Below are 23,444 nucleotides of genomic sequence, written 5' to 3'. Positions count from 1 at the left end.
TCGGTGCGGTGGCGGCATTGCTCACTGAGGTGTGATTGGATGGAGACTGTTTGGCTGGCCGATCTTCAGGCCCTGGCCGAAACACTGAATTTTTCCCGTGCGGCCGAAAATCGCAACGTCACGCAGCCAGCGTTTGGCCGCCGTATCCGAGCCCTGGAAGAATGGTGTGGGTTGGAATTGGTAGATCGATCCACGCATCGCCTGAAGCTGACGGCGGCGGGGGAAATCGTGCTGGATGCGGCCAACGATGTTGCCAACCGACTGGAACGGGTGAGGCAAGACCTGGATCGTACACGGGCGGATTCTTCGACAGTGACCTTCGCGGCGACCCACGCTCTGTCATTCGTGTTCTTCCCAGGCTGGATACAAGGCCTCGGGCATGTCACCTCGACTATGCCTATTCGACTGTTGTCCGACAACATGAACGAATGCGAGAAGATCATGCTGGAGGGGCGTGCCCAGTTTCTCCTGTGCCACTACCACGAGAACAGCAAAATTCGCCTGGACGCGGCGGATTTCAAGCATGTCGAGTTATCGACTGACCGGCTAATTCCTGTCAGCGGCAAGGATGAGAAAGGTGGTGCGCTTCATCATCTGCCGGGTACGCAGGAGGCTCCGGTTGCCGAGATTGCGTTCGAAGAGAAGTCCGGCATGGGGCGCATCCTTGCCTCGAACCTTTCGTCCAGACTGAGTGAGCTTCATCTCAATACCGTCTTTACGTCCCATCTTGCGATGGTGCTAAAAGCCTTGGCAGCCGATGGGAAGGGAGTGGCCTGGATACCCGAAAGCCTTGCTGCGGACGAACTGGGGCCAAAAGGCCGGCTGACGAAGGCTGCGTCGGATGAATGGGCCGTTAGCGTGAAGATCGTTCTCATCCGCCCCCGAAAGCGGATGACCGCTATTGCTGAGGCGTTTTGGGAGCTCGTTCAGAAATAAGCTGATCTGATGCTGGTCACAAGCACACCGGTCATCGGCCGATGAAAATCAACGATGGGTGCGAATACGATAGCTCCGAAGTCTAATTCCGTTGTTCTTGATCCTCATGCAGGCGCCGCGACGACGCGCTCCGGTCGCTCAAGTGACAGCAGCTGCACATAACCAAATGGAAGCTCTTTCAGCAAAATCCGTTCAGCTTAAGGATCTTATGTGCTTCGATCGATGCTCGAAGCTCGTCCTCGGATGCGCGATCGCCCTGGTTGGCATCCGGATGGTGCATTTTGAGCCTTTCCTTATAGCGGCTTTTAATTTCCTCCGGCGTCGCATCCGGCGAAAGACCGAGTGTCTCAAATGCCTTGGCTTCCAGCACCTTGAGTTTGCGTATCTGCAAATCGGTCTTTTGCGCCTTGCGCTGTGCGGCAGTTTTGCGGGCATTCAATGTCTGTGCAGAACCGGAACGGACATTGGACGGCATCGGAGTTTCGGAAGCCTGTTTGACGGTGGTGCCCCAGGTCGGACGGCCGCCCATGGCGGCTTCCTTCTGATAGCGGGCAATGTCCTTGTCAGATTGATCCGTCGCGAAATTGTATCCCTTATTATACTCCTTCACGTGCTCAAGACAGAAGAACAGATACAGGCCTTCGGCATCCCGCCCTACCGGGGCGCGATGTGGACCATTCTTTTCGCAGCCGTCCCATTGGCATCTGGGACCGGTGGGCTCGCTCTGCGGAGCAGCCTTCTTACGAGAGGATTTAAGGCCAACAAATATCTTCGAATCAAGCGTCATGGCACCTATATGGCGGCAGTGCTTCATTTCGGCAAGAAATAGCGAACTGGTTGCTACGGATTCCAGTTAATTCATCAGCCAGCTGCAGTGCGAATGTCACTGTCACGGCTCGGCGGGGTCGGAAGTTCGCATCCGTCATAAACAATAGCCCGCAACGCGGTCATTCTATCGTTCCGGGGGCGCCGAATTGCACCGGGAGGATCAGCCCGGATCCTTGGCTTTATTCCGGAATGGATTGCGTCATGATCTCGCTGCGCAGAACAGCCCCCTCATCCCCGAAATAGGTCTTCAGCGTTTGTGGAAAATCATCGGATTGGTAAAATCCGGTGAGCGTCTGGTCCACGAGGAGGCGGAAGGCGGAATCGTCGCGCCTTAGGGCGATCCCGTAGGGTTCATGCGTGAACAGACGGTTTCCGATGGCCAGCGCCGAGGGTGTGCGTGCATGCGTAGCAAGGCTGATGAGGAGGGCGCGGTCGGCGAAATAGGCGTCGATCTTGTGGTTTTCGAGCGCGTTCAGTCCGTCCTGATGCGTGGGGAAATCGACGACGCGGGTTTTGGGCACGTCAGAGCCGAGTGCCTCGCGCAGCGTTGCGCCGGTCGTGGTGGCGGAGCGGACGCCGATGATGCTGGCCGAGGGCGATTTCGTGTCGGTGGCGCGGGTCGGGCGTTTGTCGAGGAAGAGGATCTGCAGGTATTCGGGCGAATCCTTGCGCAGCAGCGCGCTTGCGCCGGTGAGGAAGATCGGCTGGGAGAAATCGACGGTCTCGCGCCGGGCAAGATTGATGGTGACGGCGCCGCAGAGAAGGTCGATCTGGCCGCTTTTCACCGCGTCAAAGCCATCGGCAAGGGTGATTTCAACATAGTCGCGCTTCACCTGGGGAAGCTTATGCGTCACCGCATCGGCGATCTTGCCGCAGAGGTCGATGGTGTATCCTGTGGGAATGCCGTCCTTCCCCTTGAAGGAGAAGGGGGCTTCGTCGGTGATATAGCCGACCCGGATGGTTCCCTTCTGCGCGATAAGGTCGAGTGTTTGCGCGGCAGTGGCTACATGAGCCGCAATGCCAAGGGCGAGGCCTGCCAGAACCAACCGTCTCATGCATTTCGCCAGCATGATCTTCATCTCCGAAAGAATGGTGGCGATCGCAAACGCTTGAGGGGAGATTATGGTGCGGCCGGTATTTGTCAACGGTGGATTGTCTTGCAGAAATTTCGCTGCAAGCTTGTCCGTCTGGCGTTGTTCCGGCCATTTTGGGGATCACAAAGAGTTTCGTTATCATCCCGTGCGTTTTCACCTATCCAGGGTACGTGGTGAGGCCGATGAGACCTTGGGAATTGGAGAGAGGGACGGCATGAAACATTTCGGCAGCATTATGCGGAATTCGGGCTTTGCTTTCGGCTTGGGTTTCATCGCTCTCAGCGCGGTCCTGAGCCCTCTCGGCGCTTCGGCGGCGTCTGCCCAGACCGTCATCGATGATTGGCAGAAGGTGAAACCGCCGGCGGCGCCGGAGTTGAAGCCGGTGACGGTCGACCTCAAGACGACGGCGCTGCTGATCCTCGATTTCAACGGTGCGCAGGATCCGACCAAGGGACCGTGCAACAAGACTACCAAGCCGCGCTGCCTTGCCTCCGTGCCGAAGGTCAAGGCGATGCTGGACGAGGCACGCGCCAAGGGCGTGTTCGTTGTCTATAGCCTCGCCGGCAAGGGTGAGCCGCAGGATATCGCCACGGATCTGGCGCCGCTGGCAAGCGACCCGATCGTGAAATCTGGCCCGGACAAGTTCATCGGCACCAATCTCCGCAACATTCTCTCCGACAAGGGGATCCAGACGGTGATCGTCACGGGTACGGCGTCGGAAGGCGCGGTTCTTGATACTGCCACGGATGCGGCGCTAAACGGTATGAACATCATCTTGCCGGTGGACGGCATGTCGTCCACCGAGCTTTACGCCGAGCAATATGTGGCCTGGCATATGGTCAATGCGCCCGGCGTTTCGCAAAAGACGACGCTGACCCGGATCGACATGATCAAGTTCTAGTCGCTCGCCCGGTTTGTCGGACAAAGCCCAATCCATAAAAACACCCACTCTCACTGCTCGAGAGTGGGTGTTTTTGTTTGAGGCCAGCTGATCTTTCAGGACAGGGTTTCGTCGAACAGGTTCAGCAGGCGTTTCCAATGCCGTTCCGCGCCCGTTTCGTCGTAGACGCCGTGGTCGGGGACGGTCCAGCCATGGCCCATGCCGACATAGTTCTCGATCGCATGGTCGACGCCGCCGATCCGTAGCGCCTCGGCGAGGCGGGCGGATTGTTCCGGGGGAAAACTGGTATCGACGCCGGCGACGCCGACATAGACGCGCGCCTTGATGTCGGCGGCAAGACGATGCGGGCTGTCTTCGGTGTCGCTGGCGAGATTGCCGCCGTGGAAGCTTGCCGCCGCCGCGATACGGTCGGCATAAGTGGCAGCGGCCGCCAGCGCGCGTCCGCCGCCCATGCAATAGCCGACAGCGCCGACCGGACCCTTGGCGCCGGCAGTTGTCAGCGTATCGAGGAAGGCAGCGCTGTCGCGCTTGGTCATCTCCTGCGTCGTGCCACGCAGCATCGTCATGATTACCTCGCGCGAGGTCGGGTCGCCAAAGGCTGTACCATTGAACGGGCCATAGTCGCCGAAGCGATAGAAGAGATCGGGCAAGAGCACGGTGTAACCGGAATCGGCAAGCCGCTGGGCCATGCCAAAGAGCGACGCGCGGGGACCCATGGCATCCATGTAGAAGATGACGCCGCGCTCGGCGGATGCATCATTGTCGGGGCGGAAGAGCGATGCCTTGGCGACGCCATCGGCGGTATTGATTTCAATATCCTGCTTCATTGTCGAATTCCTTGCGATCCAGGCTCGTGAGCGTTTTCCCCGGGGCCGGTACTTTGGCAAAGGGCAGGCCGGCACTCAATAGCATTTCCCTTTCAAAGGGATGCGACAGGCGGGTTAGCGATCAACATCTCTTGAGTTCCCGCTTTTGCTATCGATGGAATAGTATCCGGGGCAACGGCGTCGCTGCGCGGGGCCGATGGAGATGCATTCTTATGTCTTTTCGTCAGATGGTTCCGGGCCTTGCGCTGGTCTTTTCCCTTGTCTCGACGCTCGCCTTTGCCGCACCGCCGGAGCCGGGCCACACTGGCGGCGGGGGTGGCGGCAGCGTTCTTTCCCTGTTGCCGGCCGACGCGGTCAGCGATCATGTGCTGAATGCCGACGGCAAGAGTATTCCCTATAAGGCGACGGCCGGAACGCTCGATCTTTTTGGCCAGGATGGCGCGCGCACAGCGGCGATCTTCTACTCCGCCTATGTTGCCAAGGATCGTGATGCCAACAGGCCGATCACCTTCGTCTTCAATGGCGGGCCGGGTGCTGCCTCTGCCTTTCTTAGCCTCGGCCTCGTCGGCCCGCGTATCCTCGATTTTGGTCCGGACGCCCGCGATGGCGCCAATGCCAAGCTGGTGGACAATCCGCAGAGTTGGCTGAATTTTACCGATCTCGTCCTGATCGATCCGATCGGCACCGGCTGGAGCCGCACGGTCAAGCCGGATGACGCCAGTGATTTCTACGATGTGCGTTCGGATGCCGACAGCCTCGCCAAGGCGATTGCGCTGTACGTCGCCCACAATGGGCGGGCCGCCTCGCCAAAATATATTCTCGGCGAAAGCTATGGCGGGTTCCGTTCGGCAAAGGTCGCCACCAGCCTGCGGCGGGAGCAGGGCATCCTGCTTTCCGGCATCGTCATGTTGTCGCCGCTGATCGAGGGGCGGCTCGTCTTTGGGGCGAATGATCTGGCGTTCGGCGCAGCACTTGAATTGCCGTCGCTGGCCGCCGCCGAACTGGAGCGGAAAAATGTCTTCAGCGAGCAGGGGGTTCCCGACGCCGAGACATTTGCGCTGAACGAATATCTGCCGGCACTGGCTGGCCCGCCGCCGACCGGTGATGCCGGCCGCGCCTTCTATGGGCGCGTGGCTAAGCTGACCGGCATTCCCGAAGATGTCGTTGCCCGCAACCAGGGCTTTCTTGGTGGGGTCTACCAGAAACATTCCGATGGCACCGGCGCCGATGTCGCCAGTATGTACGATGCCTCGTTCCTGGCGCCCGATCCCTATCCCCAGTCGGATGCGGAGCATGGTGGCGATCCGATCCTGGATGGTTTCGTGCGCGCCTATGGTGGTGCTTTTTCCAGCTATGCGCGCGACGAACTCGGCTTCCATACCGACATAACCTATACGCTGCTATCGAGCGCCGTGAACGAGCATTGGAACTGGGGTGGCCGCAAAGGCGGCTCGCGGCTGAGTGCCAGCGCGACGGACGATATCAAGGAGATGCTGTCGCTGGTGCCATCTTCTCGGCTGCTGGTGGCGCAGGGTTACAGCGACATCATCATTCCCTTTAGCGTCAACAAATACGTACTCGACCATATGCCGCCAGCCTTTGCCGATCGCGTGGCGCTGAAGCTCTATCGCGGCGGACATATGTTCTACACGCGGCCGACGTCGCGCGAGCAGTTCAGCGAGGATGCCAAGGCATTTTTTACGACGAAGCCGTCGACACCGCCCGCGGTGCAATCGAATTAGAGCAGATGCATGCCGCCGTCAGATGTTTCTGGCGACCATGGCGACGATGGTTTCGAAGAGTTCGGCCTGTGCTTCCGCAGCCGTAATGTCCCCAGTCGCTGCGGCATAGGACAGGGCCTCGGCCGCCCCGAGCATGGCCCACAGGCCGGCGGAGGCGATGGTACCGGTCTTTGCAAACGGGGCGAGGGCGATCCGGCATTTCTCGATGAACACGGTCTCATAGTCACGCTTGATCTTTTCGAGCTCCGGTGAGCCGGCCAGTGCCGCGATCACGCCTGGTATTTCGCGCCCCTGAAGCAGCACGCAATTGACATAGGCGGAGGCGATGACTGCCGCCCTGTCCGTCAGGGTCGGCTTGCTTGCTAGAATTGCGGCGTCCATGGCCGTCGTCTGCCGTGCGTCGAAATCCTGGTAAAGGGCAGCCAACAGGCCCGGCCGCGTGCTGTAATGATCGTAGACGACGGGTTTGGTGATATTGGCCCGCTCGGCAAGCCGCCCGAGCGTCAGGGCTTCCGTACCCTCTTCGCGGATCACCCGCCATGCGACCGCCAGAAGTTGACGATGCCGCTCCTCCCGCGTCAACCGACGACGCGGTGGCGAGTTGGAAGCCGGCTCCATATCTTCGGTGCTTGACATCACTATATACCAAAAGTAACTTACTAAAGGTATATAAGATGTTTTCCTAGCCCGCAATCCGTTCGCAGGGGTTTTGCCATGCACGCGCTTATCGTTGTCGCGCATCCTGATCAAAAGTCGCTCAGCCACAGTGTCGCGGCGCATCTTGCCGAGGGCGTGTCCCTGGCCGGAGAGGGCGATACCTTCGAGATCGCCGATCTTGCGGCGGAGGCTTTCGATCCGCGATTCACCGCAGCTGATATCGCTCTCCATCTGAGACAGGCGCCGCCCGCCACCGATGTCGCCGCCGAACAGGCGAGGATCGATCGCGCCGATGCCCTCGTGCTGGTCTATCCCGTCTACTGGTGGTCGATGCCGGGGCTTCTCAAGGGATGGATCGATCGGGTGTTCACCAATGGCTGGGCCTATGACGAGGGTCCGGACGGAAAATCGGAGAAGAAGCTTCGCCATCTCAAGGTTCATCTGATCGCCATCGGCGGCGCCAGTCTGCGCACCTATGCGCGGCACGGCTATTTCGGCGCGATGAAGACGCAGATCGACCACGGGATCTTCGATTACTGTGGCGCGCGCGTCGTCACATCCGAGCTTCTGCTCGGATCAGAGGGGCAGGATGTGGCATCTCATCTGAAGGCGGCGCTCGCCGTCGGCCGCAATCTCTTTCATGCATCCAAGCGAACCGAGGCGGCGGATGCGGCGTGAACGCTTAGCGGCAAGTTCTAATCGTGCTGTATCTGAAACAGGTGCTTGATGCGGGCGCTCAGCGAGCTGACGGGAGCGCCGTTGACCAGCATGTTGCTGGCGCCGAAGAGGTGGTGTTCGGCCTCGATGCGTTTTGAGAGGATGGCCCCCAGTTCCTCGGCGAGGGAGGGCCGGTCGTGCAGCAGGGGGGCCAGGCAATCCTCGCCGATCTCGTAGGTGACGACGAAGGTCAGTGCCTTGATCGTGCCGACTTCGCCGGTGTCCATCAGCAGGCCGGCTTCACCGAAGTAGTCGCCGGGGGCGAGCCGTGTCAGCTCGATTTGTTGCTGCGCGTCCTTGCGGGTGATGTTGACAACACCGGAGCGCACGATCGTCAGGGCCCGCAGCCGGGTTCCCTGCTCGGCGATAACGGTGTCCTTGCGATAGGTGTGGCGCTGCATATGCGTTGCGAGGTGTTCCTTCTCGTCTTCGGTCAGCGACGAAAACAGCGGGATATTGTTGAGCAGCCGCCAGGGCGTGCCCGGATGCTGGGCGATGCTGGCCGCCGTCTCTGCCCGCTCTTCCGATGGCATGATGATCGCACCGGGAGGGTCGGCGAGCTTCAGGCCGCCGGCTTTCGAATGGCGGTAGATGAGATCGTAAAGTTCGTTCTTGGCGGCAGTCGTCTGCGATATGTCGCGGATGCGGAAGGTCAGTTGCAGCTCCACGGCTTGCGCGTCAATCGAATCGACCATCACGCTGGGCTCGGGCGTCTTCTGGATCGCGTTGCAGCTGATCAGAACATTGCGCATTACCTCGGCGATGACGTTCGGCTGGGTAGTCGGCTGTACGCGCACGGTGATGGTGACGCCGTGGCTTTCGTCCGGGCTGGAGAGATTGGTGATCCGCGTCTTGGCAAGGGTGCTGTTCGGAATGACGACGAGGTCGTTGGTGCCGTTGAGCAGATGCGTGGCCCGCCAGTTGGTCTCGACGACCCGGCCCTGAATATCGTTGTCGAGCACCACCCAATCGCCGATGGAATAGGGCCGGCCGAGATTGAGTGCCAGGCCGGAGAAGACATCGCTGAGCGTGCTTTGCAGCGCCAGGCCGAGAATGATGGCGAAGACGCCGGAGGTGGCGATCAGCGTGCCGATGGGGACGCTGAAGACATCGGCGACGACGGAGAGGATGGCCCCGAGATAGATGATGCCGACAACCACGTCCTGAAGCAGCCGGCCTTCGCGCGGCTTACGTTCGAAGATCAGAAACAGGCGGACGAAGGCGACCAGCACCCAGGCACCATTGATCCACCAGACGATCTTGGCGAAGCCGATGAAGACGCGCAACGTCACCGTTTCCTGCGGCGGGCTTTGCTCATAGGGCACGATGCCGTGATAGAGCAGCAGCGCGGTCAGGCTGATGAAAAAGGCGATCTGCCCGATCAGCCGGCCGGCGCGTCGGTGGCGAAGCAGGAAGCGGCTGACGAATGTGCCGATGACCACCAGGATGCAGAACTGGACGATGGGATCGGCTAGAAGTGCAATGGACATGGGGACTTGGCCGCAATCAATCGTTCGGATGACTGGTAAATTGGCACGAACTCTGCCGCAACGCCATATAGGGATGGCATGCTGGTTTCCCAACCCTCTTCAGTCTTGATCCCTGTGTGGGGTCGGCGCATAAGGTCGTCACCGTCTTATCTCCGGGATAAGGCTTGATATTTAGATGACGATTATCATCTTACATCTGTCATTTCATCCTGCTATCTGCTCCTGACGGGCGCACCTCCCAGCGCCCGGCATCATCAAGGAATACCCATGACACAGTCTTTTGTGATTAGCGGCGATCTGCTGATCGGCGCGGAGTCGACCGGCGAAAACAAGTCCGTGCGCGCCATCAACCCGGCGACCGGCGCAAACCTGGAACCGGCCTTCGCGATTGCCAGCGAGGCGGAGGTTGCCCGCGCTTGCGCGTTGGCCGCCCAGGCATTCGATATCTATCGCGCCACCAGCCCGGAGGCGCGTGCGACGTTCCTGGAGACGATCGCGACCAATATTCTGGAGATCGGCGATGTGCTGATCGAGCGCGCTACGGAAGAGACCGGTCTGCCGGTCGCCCGTTTGCAGGGCGAGCGCGGCCGCACCGTCGGCCAGCTCCGCCTGTTCGCGCAAGTGGTTCGCTCCGGCGAATGGCTCGATCTGCGTGTCGATCCGGCATTGCCGGAACGCAAGCCACTGCCGCGCCCGGACCTGCGCCTGCGCCAGATCGCGCTCGGCCCCGTCGCCGTCTTCGGCGCCAGCAATTTTCCGCTCGCTTTCTCGGTTGCCGGTGGTGATACGGCCTCGGCGCTTGCAGCTGGCTGCCCTGTCGTCGTCAAGGGTCATCTCGCCCATCCGGGCACCGGCGAGCTGGTCGGCCGCGCCATCCGCGCCGCCGTTGCTGCCTGCGGCTTGCCGGAAGGCACCTTCTCGCTGCTGACCGGCGCCAACGAGACCGGCGCCGCGCTGGTGCGCAATCCGCATATCAAGGCGGTCGGCTTCACCGGCTCGCGTGGTGGTGGCCTGGCGCTCGGTGCCATCGCAGCGGCACGGCCCGAGCCGATCCCGGTCTATGCCGAGATGAGCAGCGTCAACCCGGTCTTCCTGTTTCCGGCAGCCCTTGCCGCCCGCGCTGAAACGATCGGCACGGGCTTCATCGATTCGCTGACGCTTGGCGCTGGCCAGTTCTGCACCAATCCGGGCCTGGTCTTCGCCATCGACGGCCTCGATCTCGACCGTTTCGTGGATGCCGCCAGCGCGGCGCTCACCGGCCGTGCACCGGCGCCGATGCTGACACCCGGCATCCATGCCGCTTTCGACAATGGTGTTGCGGCTCTTGCTGGCCATGAAGCGGTGAAGACGGTTGCTCATGGAGCGCCGGCGGAAGGCGTCAACCGTAGCCCCGGCATCTTCTTCGAAACTGACGCCGAGGAATTCCTCGCCGACGAGCGGCTCGGTCACGAGGTCTTCGGCGCCGCGAGCCTGCTGGTGCGCTGCAAGGATATCGACCAGATGATTGCGGTTGCCGAAAAGCTGGAAGGCCAGCTCACGGCAACCCTGCAGCTCGATGCCGGCGACCACGCCATTGCCGCCAAACTGCTGCCGGTGCTGGAACGCAAGGCCGGGCGCATTCTCGCCAATGGCTGGCCGACCGGCGTCGAAGTCAGCCACGCCATGGTGCATGGCGGCCCATTCCCGGCGACGTCGGACAGCCGTACCACCTCGGTCGGCACCCTTGCCATCCGCCGCTTCCTGCGCCCGGTGTCCTATCAGGATATTCCGGAAGGCTTGCTGCCGGCGGAATTGCGGGATGAAGGCATCAAGGGCCTGCCGCATCTGCTGGATGGCGTGCGCGGCGGCTATTGATGATCCAATCAGCCCTCGCCCTTCGAGGGCCCTACGGGCCACCTCACAGGGTGAGGGCTGACCTTTCCGGTCTGCCGTAAAGGGTAACTTCAGCATCGTTGCTTCAGGTTGGGGCTCCCTCCGTCCTCATCCTGAGGTGGGAGCGACTGAGCTTGTCGAAGGAGCGACCCTCGAAGGACGAGGGTCGGCCACTGTGTTGGCTCCGCTCAAGGCAATCCCGCGACCTGAAGTCGGCTGGAAACACTCAAACCACCGCGTAAACAATCCCCGTGAACGATCCCGCATGATGCAGCAGCTCACGTTCACCCGCGCCGTCGAGCCCTGCTGAATAGAGATTGCCGCCGATGTCGGTGAAGAACATGCGGTTGTTCGGCAGGTCGAGCGACAGGCCGATGCCTTCGTCGAGGCCCTCGAGGACGACTTCGGAGGTTGCCGCGAGATCGTCCATCTCGGCGCGGTTGACGGTATTCCCGCGCGGAAGATTGCCGCGATCGGTCCAGTAGATGGTGCGGGTGGCGAGATCGAGTTCGAGGTCGATCGGCTCCGGCAGCTTGTCGAGTAGGACTTCGATATCGCTGCGGCTCGTCGCCGTCTCGCCTTCGGGAATGTTGATGCCGGCGCGGAAGATGCGGCCCAGGCCAGCGTCCGACGGACCCTTCTGCGTCCAGTAGATCTGTCCGAGCGGCAGGTCGAGCGCGATGCCGACGCACCAGCGTGCGATATCGGCGCTGTCGGAAGGGCTGTCGCCGTTCTGCACGAGAGTTTCAATGTCGGAGCCGTCGATATTGGCGCGCATCACCCGCATGCCCTCGCGGTCGCACCAGTAGAGTTTGGCGTTGCCGTAATCGATCTGGATCTGCTTCGGCGTCACCAGCGTGCTGCCGGGCGCAATCAGCGTCACATGGTTGCGGCCGTCGAGATCGATACGCTCGATCGAGCCGTCATGGGCGTTGTAGTCGGTGCCCATTTCCGTCCAGTAAAGCCAGCCGTTTTCGCTGTCGACGAGAATGCCGTCCGGGCTGCGGCCGGGCCGCTGGATGATCAGCTGGAGGTCGTTGCCGTCGATGGCGGAGGAGAGAATTCGGCCGTCATTGATGTCGAGGAAGAACAGTCGTTCGATATTTTCAGAGGAAGTGGCAGGCGTCCGTGCTTCTGCTTCAGACATGAGAGCATCCTTTCAAAGGGTCGGATCTGCGGATCACAGCAAGGCGATGATGGCATCGCTTGATGACAAGATCATTCGTCTTCGTGGTCTTATTGAGGATCTGCTGCGATGCAGCGAAGATCAAGCGCCGAGATGTCGCGGGTCATGCCTCGCCCAATGCGATCGGTCTCATATCGAAGGCTGCCGGTCCCTGCGATTCCCGCCACCGTCCCGGCGTGAGGCCTTCGGATTGCGAGAAGACGCGCGTCAAATGGCTCTGATCCGAGAAGCCGCACATCAGTGCGATTTCGGCAAGCGGCGTTCCCTTGCGCATCAGTTCCTTGGCGCGGTCGACGCGGCGCTGCATCAGCCAGCGATGCGGCGGGATGCCTGTGCTGCGCGCAAAGGCGCGGGCGAAATGGCTGGTGGAAAGGCCGCAGTCACTGGCCAACTGTGCCAGAGACACATCCCGATCCAGCCGGGCATTGATCGTATCGCGGGCGCGGCGCAGCTGCCATGGTGTCAGCCCGCCGATAATGGCGGATTTCGCTGCCAGGACACGGCCATAGCGCTCCGCGATATGTGCGCTGAAGGCCTTGCCGATGGGATCGAGCAGCAAAGGGTTTGCACGGTCCGATTGTTCGATAGCTGGGATCAGGCGGGACAACAGGTTTTCAAGGACGGTATCGCCGGCAGCGCAACCGGGCGTAAGCGAAAGTTCGGCAATCCGGTCGAAGCTGTGGCGTGACACATAGAGGCTGATCGTCTCCTTGTCATCCGTCTCCGCAGGTGGGTCGAGGATCAGGCGGGCAAGCACGATCATGCCGTGGGGAAAGGGAATGACCGGAACGAGGCATTCGACAAGCTTGACCTGGTGCGGCGCCGGTTGCTGACCTTGCAGCCCAAGCACGAAAGCGGGCGCCTCGGGACAGTCGATATCAATTCCATTTTTGCAGAGGATAGCGCGAAGAGGACGCACCGGCGCGCTCAGCCTGAAATAGTCTTCGGACCCCGCACCTTGCAGCATCGTTGCCACGCCCCAAGCCAACAACCGCCAGCCCCTCTGGGGCCGATGCCACTGACGATTACCAATTTTCACTCCACTATCCTAGATAGTATAAAGCGAAAGCCGTCAGTCGCGTTAAAATATGATATAAATATACTATTGCTAATATTGCAATCGTGCCCGCGCTGATCACAACGGGCGCGCTGACCGCGAACCTATTTCGCACCATTCAAATAACTGTCATCGAACTGCTATAAATCCCCGCCATTCCCATGGCCTGCCGGCATTTGTCGGCGGAGCTGAAGCCGGAGGTGCATGAGATCATGTCGACGCTCCAGCAAGTCGCTTTCCGTGCGGGCTGCTCGATCGCGACCGCAAGCCGGGTGCTGAATCACAATGGCCCGGTCAGCGACGAGATGGTGCGCCGTGTGCGCCGGGCGGCGGCCGAGCTTGGCTATCGCGCCAGCGGCCGGGCCGTCAACTTTGCCCGCCGCCGGCCGGCAATTGGCGTGCTCATCCCCAGCATCACAAACCCGGTCTTTGCCGCTTCGCTTTCCAGCATCCAGCACCGGGCACTGCATGCCGGCCATAGCGTGCTGATCGCGCAGTCGAACTACGATCCGGCGCAGGAAGCGGATGCCGTCGCCTCGCTGCTGCACCAACGGCCGACCGGGCTCATCCTCACTGTCTGCGATCCAGAGCGCAGCCTCGCTCTCTCCTCGGCGCTGCCGCCGACGGTGCTGCTCAACAATCTGCCGACAGCGCGTTTTCCCGCCGCAGTCACGCCCGATAATTTCGGTGCCGGCCGTGAGCTGACCGAGCATCTGCTCGATCAGGGCCACAGCCGTATTCTGTTCATCTCAGGCCATTTTGGCGCGTCGGATCGCGCCAGGTTGCGTTATCTGGGCCATGTCAAGGCGATGGAGGCGGTTGGTCATGCTCCGTTTGCGGCGGTGCAGATCCCTTTCATCGACAGCTTCGAGCAGCTCGATCTCGGCGATGATATATTGCGGCTGAAGCCTACCGCGATCATCGCCTCCAACGACCTATTGGCTCTCGGGGTCATGGGATCGCTGAGACGGCAGGGGTTTTCAGTCCCGCATGACATCTCCGTCGCCGGTTTCGACGGCATTGCCATCGGCAGGCTGATGGATCCGCCGCTGACGACGGTGGAAATGCCGGATGCGACCATGGGGGCGGCCGCCGCCTCGCTGCTGCTCGACATGGCGGAGAATGCCGCGCCGACGAGGCATCTGATCGTGCCCTACCGGCTGCGGCCGGGTGGAACGGTCCGCAATCTCAATGTCGTGTCCTGACGCATTCGTGGACATGAAAACGCCGCCTCCGGGAAAAGAGGCGGCGCATCTGGCGGTCAAGCAAGCCTTAGCTGCGTGGCAGCATGCCTTCAACGTCGGAAGCGGCGTCATCAAGGGCTTCCTTCGGCTCGGCCGAGCCGTCGACGATGCGCGACAGGTTGTCGACGATCGTCTGCGTGACCTTGACGCCGTTGGCGCCGGGGAAGGCGTACCAGGGGATCATCACCGGCATCTGGCTGAGGCCGGCCTGGAACAGCGGGTTCTTCTTGTAGAAGTCGCCGAGATACTCGGCCGACTTGGCGGCGAGCTCGTTGTTCGGGACATAGCCGGTGCCGGGAACGACGACCGAGGCGCCATAGGGGCCGGCGGCGAACTTGGCGAACTTCCAGGCGGCTGCTTCCTTGACCGGATCATGGGTCAGGATGACGACGGCGTTGCCGCCGGTCGGCAGGCGACCCTTGACCGGGTCGATCAGCGGGATCTTGGCGGTGCGCAGGTCGAACTTGGCGCCGACATTCTTGACGGTGTTCACCAGCGCGCCGGTGGTCTGGAATTCGAAGCCGACCTTGCCGGCGGCAAAAGCCTGTTCGCCGGCGGACTTGGTGAAGACCGGCATGCCGCCTTCCTTGACGAAGCGCTGGATCAGCTCGACGGCCTTCTGTCCCTCAGGACCGTTAAAGGCGACCTTGCTTTCGTCGTTGCTCAGCATCTGGCCGCCGGCGCCGAAGAGGAGGGCGGAGAACATCCAGTCGTCGCCCTGCCAGCGGAAGTCCATACCGTCGACGCCGTTGCCGAGCGCCTTGATCTTGCCGGCAAGCGCGATGACCTCATCCCAGGTCTTCGGCGGGCTGTCCGGGTCGCCGCCGGCTGCCTTCACCAGATCGGCATTGTAGTACATGATCGGGTTCGAGGTCGCGAAGGCGAGGCCGACCTGCTTGCCCTTGACCTGGGCGAGCTTGAGGATGGTGTCGGAGAAGCCCTGCGCGGCCATGTTGCCGTCCTTCTGGACGAGCGGTCCGAGATCGACGGCGACATTGCGCTCGTCTATCATTCGCAGACGGTTGAGGCCGATGAAGGTAACATCGGGCATTTCGCTGGTGCCGGCCTGGCGCAGAATGGTCTGGATGCCTTCCTCGTAGGTGGCAGAAGGTGCCGCGAACTGGATCTTGATATCCGGATTTTCTTCCATGAACTTCTTCGAGATCGTGTCCATCACGTTCTTGAAGAAGCCGGGCATCGGATAGTGAACCGTCAAGGTCGTCTCGGCATAGGCCGGGACCGACACGACCATCGAAATGGCCGCGGCGGCGAGAATCTGGGTGATATGCTTCATCGCTCGTTCTCCTGTTTCGAACCGGTCAGCCCTTGAGACCGGTCATGGTGATGCCCTCGACGAAGCGCTTCTGTGCGAGAAGGAATGCGGCGACGAGGGGAAGGGTGATGATCAACGTGGCGGCCATGAGCGCGCCGTAGTCGTCGCCGGCCTCGGCCGCGCGGAAATACATGAGGCCCAGCGGCGGCGTGGCGTAGTTCTGGTTGCTGATGACGATCAGCGGCCAGTAGAAATCGTTCCAATGCGCCACGACCGAGAAGATCACGAAGGCGGTGACGGCCGGCCAGGCGTTGGGCACGATGACGCGAGCGACAATGCCGAGTTCCGACATGCCATCGAGGCGGGCCGCATGGATCAGATCATCAGGCATGGCGCGGAAGAACTGCAGGAACATGAAGATCGCGAAGACCGAGATCGAGAAGGGCGCCACCAGCGCGGTGTAGCTGTTCAGCAGCGACAGGCTGTTGAAGGCGACATAGAGCGGCAGGGCGGTGGCGTGGATCGGGATCAAGAGGCCGAGCATGATCAGTACCATCATCAGGCGCGCGGCGGGGAACTTCAGCTTCGCCATGGCGTAGGCGCAGGGAATGGCGATCAGCACCTGGAAGAAGAAGATCAGGCCGCAGACGATAACGCCGTTGAGCAGCAGCGTACCCATCGGCACCTTGCTCAGCGCCTTGGTGATGTTCTCGACATAGAAGAAATGCGTCGGGATTAGCCTCAGGGCGGAGGTAAAGATATCGTCCTGCGCCTTGCCGGCTGTCGAGATCATGAAGATGTAGGGCGCCAGGAAGACGAGCGAGCCGAGGATCAGCAGCGAAAGGCGCAGGATGCGGCCGGGAGTGAAGCCAGTGGAGGTCATGTGTAATGCACCTGCCGGTCTTGGATGCGATATTGCAGGAAGGCCAGCACCACCAGAATGGCGAGGAAGACCGTCGTCATCGCCGAGGCGTAGCCGACTTGCATATAGACGAAGCCCTCTTGGTAGATGGTGAAGAGCAGCACTTCCGAGGCATGGTTCGGGCCGCCTTCGGTCAGCGTCTTGACGGTATCGAAGACCTTGACGGCGTTGATGATGCTGATGGTGGTGACGAACAGCGTCGTCGGCCCGAGCATCGGCCAGGTCACCAGCCAGAAGCGGTCGAGCGCTGATTTCGCGCCATCCACTTCCGCTGCGGCATAAAGCTCGCGGGGGATGGCGGTGAGGCCGGCGAGGAACAGCACCATGTTGAAGCCGACCGTCTGCCAGACGCCGATGATCGACAGGCTGTAAAGGGCGGTCGACGAGGAGGCGAGCCAGTTGGGACGTGGCAGGCCGATTTCGCCGAGCAGGGCATTGATCGGGCCGATGGTCGGATGGAAGAGATATTGCCAGACGGTTGCCATGGCGACGATCAGCGAGGCAACGGGCAGGAAATAGGCGGTACGGAAGAAGCTGCGGCCGATATTTTCGCTCTCGATCAACAGCGCGACGCCGAGGCCGAGCACGATCGAGGCGGGGGCGACGATGGCCGTATAGACCGCCGTGTTCCACAGCGATTTCTGGAAGGTGCGGTCCTTCATGAGATGTGCGTAGTTCTCGAAAGCGACAAAGCGCAGGCCCTTGTCGCCAAGCTGGAAGTCGGTGAATCCCAGACAGATGACGGCGACGATCGGCAGGAGAACGAACAGCACGATCAGGATGATGGCCGGAAGCGCCAGCAAGAGGGCGGTGCGGGTCTCGCTGCGCTCGTGCTTTGCCGCCGATCGCATCGGGATAGCCGTGGCGGCGATGCTAGCCATGAGCTTTCTCCCTGCCGGCATCGACCGTAACGGGAGTGGTGCGCAGGCGGCGGCCATTTTCGGCGAAGACCATGGCCTGTCCCGGCGCAAGCGTCAGAGCGACCGGCATGCCGGCGGAGAGGCCCGAAGCGTCGGCGGGCGTCAGCTTGGCGACGATGCTTTCGCCGATGGCATCGAGCTTGGCGTGCAGGATGACTTCCGAGCCGAGGAATTCCATCCGCTCGATATGGGCGGCGAGTGCGTTCTGACGGCTATCGGCGAGGCGAACGAATTCCGGACGGATGCCGAGGGTAACAGCGGAGCCGGCAAAAGCGGCTTCTTCCAGCGCCAGCCTGATGCCGCCGAAGGCGACGGTGCCGTTTTCGGCGAGGGCGGGCAGCAGGTTGATGCGCGGCTGGCCAACGAAGCGGGCGACTTCGACATGGGCCGGATCATCATAGATCGTCTGCGGTGAGGCAAGCTGCAGCAACTGCCCGCCGATCATCACAGCGACGCGGTCGGCCATGGAGAGCGCTTCGGCCTGATCATGGGTGACATAGACTGTCGGCACGCCGGCGCGGCGGTGCAGATCGACGATCTCACCGCGGGCATGGACGCGCAGGTTGGCGTCGAGATTGGAGAGCGGCTCGTCCATCAGGAAGACGCTTGGGCGACGCACCATGGCGCGGGCGAGCGCCACGCGCTGGCGCTGGCCGCCGGACATCTGGCCGGGCTTGCGGTCGAGCAGATGGTCGATCTTCAGCGAGGTTGCCATCTCGCGGACATCGCGGATGATGCCGCTGCGGGTTGCGCGCTGGCCGGGGATCATCGCGCCGATGAAGGGCAGGCGCTGCACCCGCGTCAGGCGGCGCATGGCGAGCGGCACGGCGATGTTTTCAGACGCCGTCAGATGCGGATAGAGCGCGTAGGACTGGAAGACCATGGCGATGTTGCGGTCAGCCGCCGCGACGCCGGAGATATCGTTGCCGGCAACGAGGATCTCGCCGGTGTCGGCATGATCGAGCCCGGCAAGGATGCGCAGCAGCGTGCTCTTGCCACAACCGGACGGGCCGACGAGGGCGATGAACTCGCCTGGCTCGACGTCAAGGCTGACGCCTTTCAGGATAGCGTTGCCACCGAAGGATTTGGTGATACCGCGAAGCGAGAGCGCGCTCATTCCGTCGGCTCCTTCGCCTTGGGAATTGCCTGCGGATAGACTTCCATGACGACGTCATCGAGGAAATAGGCCGTCATGCCGGGAACTGCGACGATCTCGGTGGTGACATCGTCGCCGAGTTCGTGGATCGCGGCACCGATGAGACGCTCGCCCGGCATTTCCCGCTCCATCTTGTCGAGGATGAAGGCGGCGGGCGGCGCCCAAACGAGCGCCGTATCATTGAACCGGCCTTCCCAGGTCCAGTGCAGGTGGCCGCTGCCGAGCAGGGCGACGTCGTGGGCTGATATCAGATCGTAGAGACGGCGGCGCTGTGCGGGACGCACGCTCCAATAGCCGGTGTCGCCTTCGTCGGGCGCATCGACGAACAGCGGCTTATGTGCGAAGAGCGCGACACGGCGTCCGTCGCGGCTTTCGAGCTTTTCCTGCAGCCAATCGAACTGCGTCTGCTCTTCGGCGTCCTCGAAGCCCATCAACAGGCTGTTCAGGCCGATCAGCCGCCAGTTATCCACATCCTTCGCCCAGTAGTCCGGTCCGACGAGACGACGCCAGCGCTCTAGCCGCTCGGGATTGACGGGCTGATAGGAGCCCGGCAGGTGGCCGACATCGTGATTGCCGGGCACGATCAGCATCGGCACCGAGACTTGACGCATCAGGTCCATGGAGAAGGTGAGGTCTTCGTCCTTGTCGGCGCCATCGACGCTGAGATCGCCGGTATGGACGATAAGATCGGCACCGCTTGCCTCGATCCATTTCGCCAGCGGCTCCCAATTGCCGTTGAAATGCGGCTTGTTCGGGCTCAAATGGGTGTCGGTGATCTGGATGATCTTCAAGGCGCGTCTCCGGAAAACGAAAAGAGAGAGCGCTTGTGGAGGGAATTTCCTTCAAAACCGGCGCTTCTTGCCGATCTCTTTAGAAGGCCCCGATGTCAGTTAGGTAACGGGTCTTTTCACCTGTTTTCCAGTTTTGTCATATATTCGTCAAATGACGCCGGTGCCTGTCATATGCCTAATTGAGACGCTATACGTCGGCGGTTCGGGTGATATAGATCGCTGCCGAAAGAGGAACAGAGATGTCAGACGAACAAAGCCGCATCACCACGCTCGAAGAGCTGGTGGCCTATCAGGCAAAGACCATCGAGGAATTGTCCGACCAGGTGGCGGAGCAATGGAAAGTGGTCGAGCAGACGAGGCTGAAGCTCGACCGGCTGGCCGAGCGTTTCCTGACGCTGGAAGATCAAACGATGGACGCGCCGGCCATCACCAAGCCGCCGCACTACTGAGCGGGCGTACCAATGGGGCTGGATTGGCACAGCATCACGTTTCGGTGTTTCACGCGGGCGTGTGTAACAAAAGCCTCTATCCTCCCGTATCCCTTTCGACCGGAGAAGTTACACTCGCGGTCGAGAGGAGATCATCATGAAAGATACGATCCGCAAGGCCCTGTCGCATGTTGCCCGCCCGACGGCCTTTGCCGTTGGCGCCGTGTTGCTGGCCGGCGTTGCGCTGCAATTCGTAAGCCATGCGTCGGCTGAAGACGCCCGCATCATTCCGGCGCCAGCCGTGGACGAAAAGCCGGGCTCAGGCAGCACGGAAACCACGGTTTTCGCCGGCGGCTGCTTCTGGGGCGTGCAGGGCGTGTTCCAGCATGTCAACGGTGTGATCAGCGCCACCTCGGGCTATGCCGGCGGCAAGAAGGATACGGCTCAGTATGAAACGGTGAGCGGTGGCGATACCGGACATGCCGAATCCGTGCGTATCGTCTTCGATCCGCATAAGGTCAGCTACGGGCATCTCCTGCAGATCTATTTCTCGGTTGCCCATGACCCGACGGAGCTGAATTATCAGGGGCCGGACAGCGGCACGCAATACCGCTCGGCGATCTTTCCGACGACTGCCGAACAGGCTGATGTTGCCAAAGCCTATATCGGTCAGCTCAATCACGCCAAGGTCTTCGATGCGGCGATCGTCACCAAGATCGAGCCGGAGCGGCAGTTCTATGCAGCCGAGGGTTATCACCAGAACTTCCTGACGATGAACCCCAATTATCCCTACATCGTCGTCAACGACCTGCCGAAGGTCAAAAATCTGCAGCGCATGTTCCCTGGAGACTATCGCTCCGATCCGGTGCTGGTCGCAGCGAACGCCTCGGGGAATTAGCGCAATTCCAGGAAAAGTGTGATGCGGTTTTCCGTCTGGAATTGCGCAAAAATAAAGAGCTAGAGCGTTTCTGCGCTTCCGTGAAGCGTTGAAACGCTCTAGCGAGACCGGCTAGCAATGCGGGCCGGTCTCGGCGGCTTTGCAGGAAATGCTCGTTACTCTCACGGTGTCTGGTGTATTGCTCGGCAGTGCCAGACATCAATCGAGAGCGCTTCCTACCATGATCGTCCGCGACCGGCCGAACCTTTTCCAGCTTTTCTTTATTCTCCGCGGTTCGGTCATCCGGCGGATATTGCCGCAGATCGTGGTGATCTTCCTGCTGTCGGCGTTGATCGTCTGGGGGCATGAAGAGCGTCCGAACGTTATCCTCTCCTTCAACGGATCGCCCTTTGCGCTGCTCGGCATCGCGCTTTCGATCTTTCTCGGCTTCCGCAACAACGCTTGCTACGACCGCTGGTGGGAAGGGCGGCGCGATTGGGGGCAGCTCATCCAGGTCAGCCGTGGCTTCGCGCGGCAGACATTGATACTGGAAGCTGCCGGTGAAGCCCGGAAGGACTTACTGCGGCTGACGATGGCCTTTGCGCAGGCGCTGGTCTGCCATCTGAGGCCCGGCGGCGACGAGAGCAAGGTGCTGCAACATCTGGCGCCCAGCGAAATCGATTTCTATCACACGGCTCAGAACAAACCGGATCTCCTGCTGCGCCTGATGTCGGCCGATCTGGCGCGGCTGAAGGCAGCGGACGGGATTTCGGATATCCAGTATCAGATGCTCGATGCCAGTATCGGCCAGATGGGGGCGGTGCAGGCGGCTTGCGAGCGCATCCGCAATACGCCGCTGCCGTTCGGCTATACGCTGCTTCTGCATCGCACCGCCTATCTCTTTTGCTTCCTGCTGCCCTTCGGCTTCGTCGATACGCTGGGATGGGGGTCTCCCTTCGTGGCCGCGCTGATCGCCTACACCTTCTTTGGCCTCGATGCGCTCGGCGACGAGCTGGAAGCCCCCTTCGGCAACCATCCGAACGCGCTGGCGATCGGCGCTCTTGCCGATACGATCGAGATCAATCTCAGGGAAGCGCTCGGCGAAACCGACCTGCCGCCCATGCCGCAGCCCAAGGATTTCGTGCTGATGTAGGCGCCCAGAAAAAATATTTGCTGGGCCATGGAATAAGATCGGCCCGGCTTCCGTATATTGGGGTATGGAACGCAACAAACGGACATTCGACGTTTTAGGGCAGCTCGGTTCGCTGAGACGATATGCCCGTTCGCTTGTCCGCAACGCGGATGAGGCGGAAGACCTGGTGCATGATGCGCTGGTCAAGGCCTATGAACGCAAAGCGAGTTTCCGACGCGGCGCGAACCTGCGCACCTGGTTGCTGTCGATCCTGCACAATGCCCATATCGACCGCCTGCGCCAGAGGCGCTCGCTGAACCGTCGCCATGAAGAAGCAGCGGTTGAGTTCGAGCCGGCGCTGCCGGCCTCGCAAGACCATGCCGTGCGCCTGAGCCAGGTGCGCGACGCCTTCTTCGATCTGCCGGAAGAACAGCGCGAGGCGCTGCATCTGGTGGCGATCGAGGATCTTTCCTATCAGGAAGCGGCATCGGCGCTGGGTATTCCCGTGGGTACGCTGATGTCGCGCATCTCACGCGCTCGGGCAAATCTCAGGACGTTCGAGGAGACCGCGCCCAAAATCTCGCATCTTCGGCTCATCGGAGGGAGCGGCAATGAAAACAATTGATCCGATCATCGATACCGATCTCGATGCCTATGTCGATGGAGAGCTGACTGTCGCGCGCCGCGTCGAGGTCGAGTCCTATCTGTCCGAGCATCCCGATATCGCCGCCAAGGTCATGGCCGATCTCAGCATGCGCGGCGAATTGCGCATGGCGCTGGCCGGCGAGAGCATGGTGGTGAAGGCGGAAACCCGCGAGGCCGCTCGTCGGCTGGAGCGGGGGCTCGCCTATGGCCGCGTGCTGGGCTCCTTCCAGCGGGTGGCGGCTGTGGCCATGCTGATGACGGCCGGCTGGGTGGCGCATACGTCCTTCGGCGCCTTCACGGCGAGCGAAGTCAATGCTTCGGTTCCAGCACCTGCTTTCGTCGACGATGCTGTGCGCGCCTATCAGGCGACCGCCATGCGGGACATGACGAAACCGCAGCCTGGGCAGGCGGGTTACAATCCGGAAGAGATCCGCGCCTCGACGGCGATCGTCCTTCCGGAGATGCCCGCGGGCTGGCGCGTCACCGATGCACAGATCTATCCGTCCGAATTCGGACCGAGCGTTGAAATGACGGTCGATGCCGGTGAGGGCAGATATTTGTCGCTGTTTGCCGTCCGCCCGGGAAACTTCGCCGTCCAGAAGGTCAGCCATGCCACGCGCGACAACGTCCAGGCTGCCTATTGGCAGATCGGCGAAGTCGCCTACGCCCTGATCGGCGGCGGCAAGGCGAACGAACTCGATGGCGAGGCTGAAAAGCTCGCCCGTACCCTTTACTAGTTTGGATCAAAG

At 61.3% G+C, this 23,444-nt stretch carries 23 protein-coding genes; 11 read left to right on the top strand and 12 right to left on the bottom strand.

The genetic code is table 11. The features are described 5' to 3' along the window. Nucleotides 1–39: 39 nt before the first annotated feature. Nucleotides 40–936: a LysR family transcriptional regulator gene (locus HB780_RS22755; RefSeq protein ID WP_183696895.1), complete on the top strand. Its 897-nt coding sequence runs from the start codon at nt 40–42 to the stop codon at nt 934–936. A gap of 178 nt (nt 937–1,114) precedes the next feature. Here HB780_RS22755 and HB780_RS22750 read toward each other — a convergent pair whose 3' ends face one another. Next, on the bottom strand, nt 1,115–1,723 hold the full coding sequence (locus tag HB780_RS22750; RefSeq protein ID WP_183696892.1) for a J domain-containing protein: 609 nt from the start codon (nt 1,721–1,723) through the stop codon (nt 1,115–1,117). A 220-nt stretch (nt 1,724–1,943) separates the two neighbouring features. Next, on the bottom strand, nt 1,944–2,834 hold the full coding sequence (locus tag HB780_RS22745; protein ID WP_183697392.1) for an amino acid ABC transporter substrate-binding protein: 891 nt from the start codon (nt 2,832–2,834) through the stop codon (nt 1,944–1,946). A 238-nt stretch (nt 2,835–3,072) separates the two neighbouring features. On the opposite strand from HB780_RS22745, the gene HB780_RS22740 reads away from it, so the two are divergent. Next, complete coding sequence (locus tag HB780_RS22740) at nt 3,073–3,759, top strand: cysteine hydrolase family protein (protein ID WP_183696889.1); 687 nt, start codon at nt 3,073–3,075, stop codon at nt 3,757–3,759. 95 nt (nt 3,760–3,854) lie between these two features. On the opposite strand, the gene HB780_RS22735 is transcribed toward HB780_RS22740, so the two are convergent. Then, nucleotides 3,855–4,586 (bottom strand): dienelactone hydrolase family protein, encoded by a 732-nt coding sequence (locus HB780_RS22735; protein ID WP_183696885.1) that lies wholly within the window; start codon nt 4,584–4,586, stop codon nt 3,855–3,857. A 212-nt stretch (nt 4,587–4,798) separates the two neighbouring features. Between HB780_RS22735 and HB780_RS22730 the strand changes: the two genes are divergently transcribed. Beyond that, nucleotides 4,799–6,328, top strand: coding sequence for a S10 family peptidase (locus tag HB780_RS22730; protein WP_183696882.1), 1,530 nt, complete (start codon nt 4,799–4,801; stop codon nt 6,326–6,328). 18 nt (nt 6,329–6,346) lie between these two features. Here HB780_RS22730 and HB780_RS22725 read toward each other — a convergent pair whose 3' ends face one another. Then, entirely contained in the window at nt 6,347–6,964 is a 618-nt protein-coding gene (locus HB780_RS22725) for a TetR/AcrR family transcriptional regulator (protein ID WP_183696879.1), read from the bottom strand. 78 nt (nt 6,965–7,042) lie between these two features. Between HB780_RS22725 and HB780_RS22720 the strand changes: the two genes are divergently transcribed. Beyond that, entirely contained in the window at nt 7,043–7,663 is a 621-nt protein-coding gene (locus HB780_RS22720; protein WP_183696875.1) for an NAD(P)H-dependent oxidoreductase, read from the top strand. Between the two features lie 17 nt (nt 7,664–7,680). Here HB780_RS22720 and HB780_RS22715 read toward each other — a convergent pair whose 3' ends face one another. Continuing rightward, nucleotides 7,681–9,192, bottom strand: a complete 1,512-nt coding sequence (locus HB780_RS22715; protein WP_183696871.1) for a mechanosensitive ion channel family protein — start codon at nt 9,190–9,192, stop codon at nt 7,681–7,683. Nucleotides 9,193–9,459: 267 nt separating this feature from the next. Here HB780_RS22715 and HB780_RS22710 point away from each other — a divergent pair, with 267 nt between their 5' ends. Further along, a complete protein-coding gene (locus HB780_RS22710) occupies nt 9,460–11,046 on the top strand; it encodes an aldehyde dehydrogenase (NADP(+)) (protein ID WP_183696868.1) in 1,587 nt (528 codons plus the stop codon). Nucleotides 11,047–11,290: 244 nt separating this feature from the next. On the opposite strand, the gene HB780_RS22705 is transcribed toward HB780_RS22710, so the two are convergent. Both HB780_RS22705 and HB780_RS22700 read right to left on the bottom strand, forming a co-directional pair. Next, entirely contained in the window at nt 11,291–12,211 is a 921-nt protein-coding gene (locus tag HB780_RS22705; protein WP_183696865.1) for a 3-hydroxyacyl-CoA dehydrogenase, read from the bottom strand. A gap of 142 nt (nt 12,212–12,353) precedes the next feature. Next, a complete protein-coding gene (locus HB780_RS22700) occupies nt 12,354–13,289 on the bottom strand; it encodes a helix-turn-helix domain-containing protein (RefSeq protein ID WP_183696862.1) in 936 nt (311 codons plus the stop codon). Nucleotides 13,290–13,519: 230 nt separating this feature from the next. Here HB780_RS22700 and HB780_RS22695 point away from each other — a divergent pair, with 230 nt between their 5' ends. Further along, nucleotides 13,520–14,512: a substrate-binding domain-containing protein gene (locus HB780_RS22695; protein WP_183696860.1), complete on the top strand. Its 993-nt coding sequence runs from the start codon at nt 13,520–13,522 to the stop codon at nt 14,510–14,512. Nucleotides 14,513–14,579: 67 nt separating this feature from the next. On the opposite strand, the gene HB780_RS22690 is transcribed toward HB780_RS22695, so the two are convergent. Genes HB780_RS22690 through HB780_RS22670 form a run of 5 tightly spaced genes read right to left on the bottom strand, consistent with a single transcriptional unit; the run spans nt 14,580 to nt 19,613 of the window. After that, on the bottom strand, nt 14,580–15,845 hold the full coding sequence (locus HB780_RS22690) for an ABC transporter substrate-binding protein (protein ID WP_183696857.1): 1,266 nt from the start codon (nt 15,843–15,845) through the stop codon (nt 14,580–14,582). 25 nt (nt 15,846–15,870) lie between these two features. Next, nucleotides 15,871–16,707, bottom strand: coding sequence for a carbohydrate ABC transporter permease (locus HB780_RS22685; RefSeq protein ID WP_183696855.1), 837 nt, complete (start codon nt 16,705–16,707; stop codon nt 15,871–15,873). After that, nucleotides 16,704–17,627: a carbohydrate ABC transporter permease gene (locus tag HB780_RS22680; RefSeq protein WP_183696852.1), complete on the bottom strand. Its 924-nt coding sequence runs from the start codon at nt 17,625–17,627 to the stop codon at nt 16,704–16,706. Before HB780_RS22680 ends, HB780_RS22685 begins: the two co-directional genes overlap by 4 nt. Then, nucleotides 17,620–18,783 carry an ABC transporter ATP-binding protein gene (locus HB780_RS22675; RefSeq protein ID WP_183696849.1) on the bottom strand — a complete coding sequence of 388 codons (1,164 nt, stop codon included), beginning with the start codon at nt 18,781–18,783 and terminating at the stop codon, nt 17,620–17,622. The genes HB780_RS22680 and HB780_RS22675 overlap by 8 nt, the downstream gene beginning before the upstream one ends. Then, entirely contained in the window at nt 18,780–19,613 is an 834-nt protein-coding gene (locus HB780_RS22670; protein ID WP_183696846.1) for a metallophosphoesterase family protein, read from the bottom strand. The genes HB780_RS22675 and HB780_RS22670 overlap by 4 nt, the downstream gene beginning before the upstream one ends. Nucleotides 19,614–19,852: 239 nt before the next feature. Between HB780_RS22670 and HB780_RS22665 the strand changes: the two genes are divergently transcribed. From HB780_RS22665 to HB780_RS22645, 5 genes are all read left to right on the top strand, one after another. Next, nucleotides 19,853–20,062, top strand: coding sequence for a SlyX family protein (locus HB780_RS22665; RefSeq protein ID WP_183696843.1), 210 nt, complete (start codon nt 19,853–19,855; stop codon nt 20,060–20,062). 136 nt (nt 20,063–20,198) lie between these two features. Further along, a complete protein-coding gene (gene msrA, locus HB780_RS22660; protein ID WP_183696840.1) occupies nt 20,199–20,939 on the top strand; it encodes a peptide-methionine (S)-S-oxide reductase MsrA in 741 nt (246 codons plus the stop codon). Between the two features lie 220 nt (nt 20,940–21,159). After that, the gene (locus HB780_RS22655) at nt 21,160–22,071 is read left to right on the top strand and encodes a bestrophin family protein (protein ID WP_183696837.1); all 912 of its coding nucleotides are present in this window, start codon (nt 21,160–21,162) and stop codon (nt 22,069–22,071) included. A gap of 64 nt (nt 22,072–22,135) precedes the next feature. Next, nucleotides 22,136–22,675, top strand: coding sequence for a sigma-70 family RNA polymerase sigma factor (locus HB780_RS22650; RefSeq protein WP_183696834.1), 540 nt, complete (start codon nt 22,136–22,138; stop codon nt 22,673–22,675). Then, complete coding sequence (locus HB780_RS22645) at nt 22,662–23,432, top strand: anti-sigma factor family protein (RefSeq protein WP_183696832.1); 771 nt, start codon at nt 22,662–22,664, stop codon at nt 23,430–23,432. Before HB780_RS22650 ends, HB780_RS22645 begins: the two co-directional genes overlap by 14 nt. Nucleotides 23,433–23,444: the final 12 nt, after the last annotated feature.

Source organism: Rhizobium lusitanum (genome assembly GCF_014189535.1).
GTDB lineage: Bacteria > Pseudomonadota > Alphaproteobacteria > Rhizobiales > Rhizobiaceae > Rhizobium > Rhizobium lusitanum_C.
Note: the sequence above shows the minus strand (reverse complement) of the source record. Positions and strands in the feature narration are given on the sequence as shown.

Bases quoted from the DNA above. Each gene is read 5' to 3' on its own strand.
- HB780_RS22740 (WP_183696889.1), top strand. From the start codon at position 3,073: ATGAAACATTTCGGCAGCATTATGCGGAATTCGGGCTTTGCTTTCGGC.
- HB780_RS22675 (WP_183696849.1), bottom strand. From the start codon at position 18,783: ATGAGCGCGCTCTCGCTTCGCGGTATCACCAAATCCTTCGGTGGCAAC.
- HB780_RS22655 (WP_183696837.1), top strand. From the start codon at position 21,160: ATGATCGTCCGCGACCGGCCGAACCTTTTCCAGCTTTTCTTTATTCTC.
- HB780_RS22685 (WP_183696855.1), bottom strand. From the start codon at position 16,707: ATGACCTCCACTGGCTTCACTCCCGGCCGCATCCTGCGCCTTTCGCTG.
- HB780_RS22715 (WP_183696871.1), bottom strand. From the start codon at position 9,192: ATGTCCATTGCACTTCTAGCCGATCCCATCGTCCAGTTCTGCATCCTG.
- HB780_RS22720 (WP_183696875.1), top strand. From the start codon at position 7,043: ATGCACGCGCTTATCGTTGTCGCGCATCCTGATCAAAAGTCGCTCAGC.
- HB780_RS22695 (WP_183696860.1), top strand. From the start codon at position 13,520: ATGTCGACGCTCCAGCAAGTCGCTTTCCGTGCGGGCTGCTCGATCGCG.
- HB780_RS22690 (WP_183696857.1), bottom strand. From the start codon at position 15,845: ATGAAGCATATCACCCAGATTCTCGCCGCCGCGGCCATTTCGATGGTC.
- HB780_RS22650 (WP_183696834.1), top strand. From the start codon at position 22,136: ATGGAACGCAACAAACGGACATTCGACGTTTTAGGGCAGCTCGGTTCG.
- HB780_RS22710 (WP_183696868.1), top strand. From the start codon at position 9,460: ATGACACAGTCTTTTGTGATTAGCGGCGATCTGCTGATCGGCGCGGAG.
- HB780_RS22735 (WP_183696885.1), bottom strand. From the start codon at position 4,586: ATGAAGCAGGATATTGAAATCAATACCGCCGATGGCGTCGCCAAGGCA.
- HB780_RS22745 (WP_183697392.1), bottom strand. From the start codon at position 2,834: ATGCTGGCGAAATGCATGAGACGGTTGGTTCTGGCAGGCCTCGCCCTT.
- HB780_RS22665 (WP_183696843.1), top strand. From the start codon at position 19,853: ATGTCAGACGAACAAAGCCGCATCACCACGCTCGAAGAGCTGGTGGCC.
- HB780_RS22680 (WP_183696852.1), bottom strand. From the start codon at position 17,627: ATGGCTAGCATCGCCGCCACGGCTATCCCGATGCGATCGGCGGCAAAG.
- HB780_RS22730 (WP_183696882.1), top strand. From the start codon at position 4,799: ATGTCTTTTCGTCAGATGGTTCCGGGCCTTGCGCTGGTCTTTTCCCTT.
- HB780_RS22705 (WP_183696865.1), bottom strand. From the start codon at position 12,211: ATGTCTGAAGCAGAAGCACGGACGCCTGCCACTTCCTCTGAAAATATC.
- HB780_RS22725 (WP_183696879.1), bottom strand. From the start codon at position 6,964: ATGTCAAGCACCGAAGATATGGAGCCGGCTTCCAACTCGCCACCGCGT.
- HB780_RS22755 (WP_183696895.1), top strand. From the start codon at position 40: ATGGAGACTGTTTGGCTGGCCGATCTTCAGGCCCTGGCCGAAACACTG.
- msrA (WP_183696840.1), top strand. From the start codon at position 20,199: ATGAAAGATACGATCCGCAAGGCCCTGTCGCATGTTGCCCGCCCGACG.
- HB780_RS22645 (WP_183696832.1), top strand. From the start codon at position 22,662: ATGAAAACAATTGATCCGATCATCGATACCGATCTCGATGCCTATGTC.
- HB780_RS22750 (WP_183696892.1), bottom strand. From the start codon at position 1,723: ATGACGCTTGATTCGAAGATATTTGTTGGCCTTAAATCCTCTCGTAAG.